The organism is Clostridium sp. DSM 8431, assembly GCF_900116755.1.
Taxonomy (GTDB): Bacteria; Bacillota; Clostridia; order Clostridiales; family Clostridiaceae; genus Clostridium.
In genome coordinates, this window is sequence record NZ_FPBY01000216.1 from 1 (window position 1) to 5,033 (window position 5,033).

A 5,033-nucleotide genomic window follows, 5' to 3' on the forward strand; every position below is an offset into this window, starting at 1 on the left:
CAGATAGATTTTACCCTTCAAGTAAACTATGCACTTCATGTGGCTCTATTAAAAAAGATTTAAAACTTAGTGATAGAATATACAAGTGTTCATGTGGTTTAAATATAAACAGGGACTATAATGCAAGTATTAATCTTAGTAGATATAAATTAGCAATTTAATCACCTAAAAGATATTGCTAATATGTAGGGGGCGTTGTACCCGAATTTACGCCTTTGGAGTGTCATATCAAACTAGAGTAGTCATAGATTTTTTCAAGACAAAATAGGACACGTTGAATAAGGAATTAAACATGCTTTATAAAGTTTTATAAGGTTTTGGCAACGGAAGTATATGCAGGATATATTGAAGAATATAAATCATAAAGTTTTAAGTGAAACAGCTTTTGATATAGACAGTAAAAATATAATAGATGAAAATTATATAACTCAAAATAGATTGATAGTAAATTCAAAGAGGGGAAATCTTCTAAAAGAATTAAAACAAAGCTTAAGTGAATGTAAAAAGTTTTATTTTAGCGTAGCCTTTGTTAATTTTAGTGGTCTTCAGCTTCTTTTAGATTCTTTTAAAGAACTTTCAGAGAGAAATATTGAGGGGAAAATATTAACATCAACTTATCTTAATTTTACAGAGCCAAAAGCACTTAAAAAGATAAGAGACTTTAATAATATAGATTTAAAGGTTTTTATAGCAGATAAAGAAAAGGGGTTTCATACTAAAGCTTATATTTTTGAAAATGAAGAGAACTATAAAATAATTATTGGATCTTCTAATATAACTCAAAGAGCCCTTAAAAGTAATGTAGAATGGAATGTAATGATTATTTCTAAGAAGGAAACTGAATTTGTACAGCAGGTTTTAAGTGAATACAATGATTTATGGCAGGGTACAGGCTTTGTAGATGAAGAATTTTTAACTAAGTATGAAAGTTTTATTACATCTATAAGAGAAAGAGAGAAAAAAGAAGTAATTGATTTTTCAAGCTATAAAATAATAGAACCAAATTTAATGCAAAAAGAAGCTCTTAAAAATCTTTCTAGATTAAGAAGAAGTGGAGAAGAAAAAGCCTTAGTTATTGCAGCAACAGGAAGTGGAAAAACCTTTATGTCAGCCTTTGATGTTGAAAGTTTTAAACCTAAAAAGATGTTGTTTTTAGTACATAAAGAAGATATTTTAAAGGATGCAGAAAAAACTTTTAAGAGCATATGCAAAAATAAAAATATAAAAATGGGTTTTTTTACAGGAAATTATAAAGATGAAGCAGATTATTTATTTGCAACTATCCAAACTATGTCTAAGAATTATCATGAGTTTAGGAAAGATGAATTTGATTATATAGTAATTGATGAAGCTCATCATAGTACAAGCCCTACATATGAAAAAGTGCTAGATTATTTTAAACCTAAGTTTTTGCTTGGAATGACAGCAACTCCAGAGAGATGTGATAAGGGGAGTATTTTTGATGTGTTTGATAATAATGTGGCTGCAGAAATAAGACTTAATGAAGCCCTTGAAAATGAGCTCGTTGTACCATTTCATTACTTTGGAATTACAGATATTGATGTAGTTGATTATGAGAATTTAGATATTACAGATATACCAAAAGTAGCAGCTAAGCTTATGGTTAATGCTCGTGTTGATTTTATAATTGAGAAAATGAATTTTTATGGTTTCGACGGAAGTAAGCAAAAAACTATAGGATTTTGTATTAATAAAGACCATGCTAAATATATGGCTAAAAAATTTAATGAAAAAGGCATAAAGAGCATTGCACTAACAGGTGATGATTCCATAGAAAAAAGGCAAGAATTTATTAATAAGTTAGAAAATGAAGATGATGAATTAAAAGTTATCTTTACTGTGGATATATTTAATGAAGGTGTGGATATACCTTCAATTAATCAAATATTAATGCTTAGACCAACAAGCTCGCCTATAATATTTATTCAACAGCTTGGAAGAGGTTTGAGAAAACATGAAAATAAAGAATTTTTAACGGTTCTAGACTTTATAGGAAATCATAAAAAAGCCTTTTTAATAGCTTTAGCTCTTAAGGGAAGTAAGTATTATGATAAAGATAGTTTAAAGGTTTCTGTTACAGATGATTTTAGTGATATTCCAGGATGTACTCATATTCAAATGGATGAGATTGCAAAGGAAGAGATTATAAAGCAGCTTACTAATGAAAACTTTAATAGTATGAAGTATCTTAAAGAGGAATATAATGAATTTAAAAAATTAAATGGTGGAAAAATTCCATATAAACTTATGGATTATATGAAATATGAAGGAGCTCCAGATCCTATAAGATTTATAAAAAATGCGAAGACTTATGATGAGTTTTTGAAAAAGATAGAGAAGGGATATGGTAGTGATATTTTCATGGATGAAGATTTTATGAGAGTATTAAGAGAATTCTCAGGAAAGCTTCCTTTAAAGAGACCTCATGAATTTTTAATTGTGAAAGAGCTTTTAACTAAAGAAAGTGTTGATTTAGATGCAGCAGAAAGATTTATAAATAAGTATCTTGACTCAGTTGATAGAGACAGCATACTACATGCTTTTAAAAATTTAAGTCAGGAATATTATGATTCTGGAGAAATAAAAAATAATATTAAACTATTTGAATGTAAAGATAAAAAGATAATGAGACTTTTAAGCTTTGAAAAAATACTACGTAATAAAGAATTTAAAGATAAAATAAATGATATACTTGATTATGGAGTTTTAAGATATGAAAAAAACTTTGGAAGTAAGAATTATGGAAAAACATTTTTTAAACTTTATGAACAGTATAGCATGAAGGATGCAGCCCTTTTATCAAATTATGAGAAATCACATTCATCCTTTAGAGGCAGTGGGCTTTTAACTAATGGAAGTGATTATTTTATTTATGTAGATCTTCACAAAGATGCTGACATAAAGGAAAGTATAAATTATAAAGATGAATTTAAAAGTCGTGAAGTTTTTCAATGGCAGACTCCTAATAATACATCACAAAATTCTGAAAGAGGAAAAAATATAATTTATAATAAGGATAGAAATATTAATCTTCATATATTTGTGAGAAAGTATAAAGAAATAGATGGTAAGGTACAACCTTATATCTATATAGGAAAAGCAGATACTATAAAATTTGAAGGAGAAAAACCAATAACAGTTTTATTTAAGCTTCAAAATAAAATGCCAGAAGGATTATATAATGAGTTTATTACAAGGATATAAATAAGAGGAAGAAGTGATTAAAATGAAGATAGTAGAGGTAGTTGCAGCAGTAATAAAAAAGGGTGACGAAATATTTATAACTAAAAGAGGTTATGGAGAATTTATTGATATGTGGGAATTTCCAGGGGGTAAAATAGAGAAAGGAGAAACTAAAGAAGAAGCACTCCATAGAGAAATTATGGAAGAGCTTGAGCTGGAAATAGATAATCTTAAGTTTTTAACAACAGTAGATTATGATTATGATAATTTTCATTTAACAATGCATTGTTTTATGTGTGAAATTTTAGGGGGAAGTTTAAAACTAAATGCTCATAATGATGCTAAATGGGTACATATGAATGAATTAAAAAATCAAAAATGGGTTCCAGCAGATATTTTAGTGGTTAAAGAGTTATGTTAAAAGAAAAGACGGCAGAGTTTATAAAAAGTCTTGGTATTGATTGTTTTGGATTTATACCATGTAGAAGGTTTGAAGAACTTAGAGACTTTTTAGAATATAGACAAAATAATAATTTGCAAAATGCATTTGAAGAAAAAGATATAGAAAAAAGAATTAATCCTAATATATATATGGAGGATGGTAAAACTATAATTTCTCTTGCTTTTCCTTATTATTATGAAGGAGATAACAATGAAAATGGATTTTCTATATATACAAAGAGGTTAGATTATCATAAAGTAGTAAGAAAGTATTTAGAAGAAATTAAAGGCTTTATTGAATCTTTAGGAGGAAAGGCAGAGTGTCTTGTAGATAGCAATTCCCTTCCTGAAAGATACATAGCTTATATTGCTGGAGTTGGCTTTATAGGAAGAAATAATATGATAATTACAGAAAAGTATGGTTCTTATGTTTTTTTAGCAGAAATAATAACTGATCTTGATTTTGAAACAGAGGATAAGAGAAAATTTGAAGAAATCTCTGAGTATAAGGAATGTGGCAAATGTGAGATATGCTATAAGGAGTGTCCAACTAAATCAATAAATAAAAGTAGAATTAACCCTAATATATGTCTTTCTTATATTACTCAGAAGAAGGAAATAGATAATAAAGAAATAAAGCTTTTAAAAGGAAATGTTTTTGGGTGTGATTTTTGTCAGCTAAAGTGTCCTTATAATGAAGAGGTAGAACAAAATGCTATTGCTGAGTTTGAAACTCTTATATATATGAATGATTCACCAGAAGTTTTTGCAGGTATGAATAATAAGTTTTTTAAAGAAAAAATTAATGCTACATCCTGCGGCTGGAGAGGAAAAAATGTTATTAAGAGAAATGCTATTATTAATTTAAAGAGTAATGGTTATGATATAGAAAAATTTAAAGGGGATTCTGATTATATAAATAAATATATTGATATTCTTGAATCTTAAAATTATCTTAGAATGATTTGAAATATTAGTTATAGCTGATATTTCAAATCATTTTTTTAATGCATAGGAAAATGTAAAATTTTTTTGATGTTAAATACTGATTTTGACTGGCTTTCTTATATGGAGTTGTCAAATGCATTAAAAAATAATTGTAGGCCGCAAAAGAACCTAAAAGCAAAATAATTAAATTGTATTTTAATATGAAGTTATTTTACTTTTAGAACCTTTTGCATGGCAAAACAAAGCTCAGCTTCCTGCGCTGAAAAGCGTGGCGTCAGCCATTTTGTTCTACTATATATTCACCTTTTAATGAGAAACATAATATTAACTATCTTTGTTGAAACAAAAAGTAAAAACTGTTAAAATATTACTGTGATTATAAATGAAAATAATATTGCAGTAAAGGAAAAAGAAATGTATGAATAAAAAAATGAGTGACA

The 5,033-nt window shown here is 27.4% G+C and carries 4 protein-coding genes; all 4 read left to right on the forward strand.

The features are described from left to right. The coding region (locus tag BM384_RS15515) for a zinc ribbon domain-containing protein (RefSeq protein ID WP_139232153.1) at positions 1–161 on the forward strand (161 nt) is incomplete at its 5' end. 172 nt (positions 162–333) lie between these two features. Continuing rightward, the gene (locus tag BM384_RS15520; RefSeq protein ID WP_090014943.1) at positions 334–3,225 is read left to right on the forward strand and encodes a DEAD/DEAH box helicase; all 2,892 of its coding nucleotides are present in this window, start codon (positions 334–336) and stop codon (positions 3,223–3,225) included. A 22-nt stretch (positions 3,226–3,247) separates the two neighbouring features. Then, positions 3,248–3,625, forward strand: coding sequence for a (deoxy)nucleoside triphosphate pyrophosphohydrolase (locus tag BM384_RS15525; protein WP_090014945.1), 378 nt, complete (start codon positions 3,248–3,250; stop codon positions 3,623–3,625). Next, complete coding sequence (queG, locus tag BM384_RS15530) at positions 3,619–4,593, forward strand: tRNA epoxyqueuosine(34) reductase QueG (protein WP_090014946.1); 975 nt, start codon at positions 3,619–3,621, stop codon at positions 4,591–4,593. Before BM384_RS15525 ends, queG begins: the two co-directional genes overlap by 7 nt. Positions 4,594–5,033: the final 440 nt, after the last annotated feature.

Excerpts from the sequence above, each read along its gene's own strand:
- BM384_RS15525 (WP_090014945.1), top strand. The coding sequence starts at position 3,248 with ATGAAGATAGTAGAGGTAGTTGCAGCAGTAATAAAAAAGGGTGACGAA.
- queG (WP_090014946.1), top strand. The coding sequence starts at position 3,619 with ATGTTAAAAGAAAAGACGGCAGAGTTTATAAAAAGTCTTGGTATTGAT.
- BM384_RS15520 (WP_090014943.1), top strand. The coding sequence starts at position 334 with ATGCAGGATATATTGAAGAATATAAATCATAAAGTTTTAAGTGAAACA.